Annotated in this window: 1 pseudogene; it reads left to right on the top strand. The window is 53.1% G+C overall.

The window, feature by feature from the left end:
- Window positions 1-846, top strand: a pseudogene (locus AC1D17_RS29185) (hypothetical protein); the annotation flags it as partial.

Genomic DNA, 846 nt, shown 5'->3' on the forward strand with positions numbered 1-846 from the left:
CAGAACGTGTTGCCGGACAGCCCCGAACTTCGGTCGATCATGGCTGGTCAGAAACACATAGCCTTTGAACCAACAGGCGGATGGTACATTGTCGATCTCCGAGAGGACGGCGAGCAACTACTGCTGCAGGTCTGGGCCTCAGTGCCGGCGGTCTATCCCGAACTCTGCGAGGATATGAATCCATACGAGATCGTGTGGCCTGATCAGGCCAAGGCTTTGGATAATAAAAGGGAGGTCGAAAGTATCTTTCAGAACTCAATCGTCCATCTGGATGACAAATTCCTGCGACGCTACGAACAGAACGACCTCTACGACACAATGCCTATCAAGTCTGGACCGCATCAATGGCACTGCAGCCCCTCATATCGCGGCCAGTGGGCGTTCACCGATTGTATGAGGATCGGCCGCAACATGGTCCGCGTTCCGTTGAGAAAGCTCTATGAAGCGAAACCTGGTCGGGAAGTTCTGTACGCGCGGCAGTATGCGTTATCAGCATCGGAAGTCGCAAATTTCTCCCCAGACGAAGAGCACATCGTTGCGAAAACCGATCGGTTTGTGACCGCTTTGTTGGAATTTGGCGATCATCTTGCAAGATTTGGTGCGCATTTCGGGATCGAAACCGATCCAGAGGCGTTGCCAACCTTCTCGAGGCAAGAAATCGAAGCCAACAGCTGGCTGCACTATCCGGTCCTCTGCAAGCTGGCACAAGTGGCTCCGTTGGACATGAGCCAGCAGGAGTTCCTAGCCCGATGCAAAACACTCAACGAGATCATACAGCGGATTCCCACGAAGTTTCTGAAGAGACTGCTGTCGGTTGCCGGATGCCTGAAAGAAGAGTTTAAAGAC

It is taken from the genome of Pararhizobium sp. P1_E7, assembly GCF_056405855.1.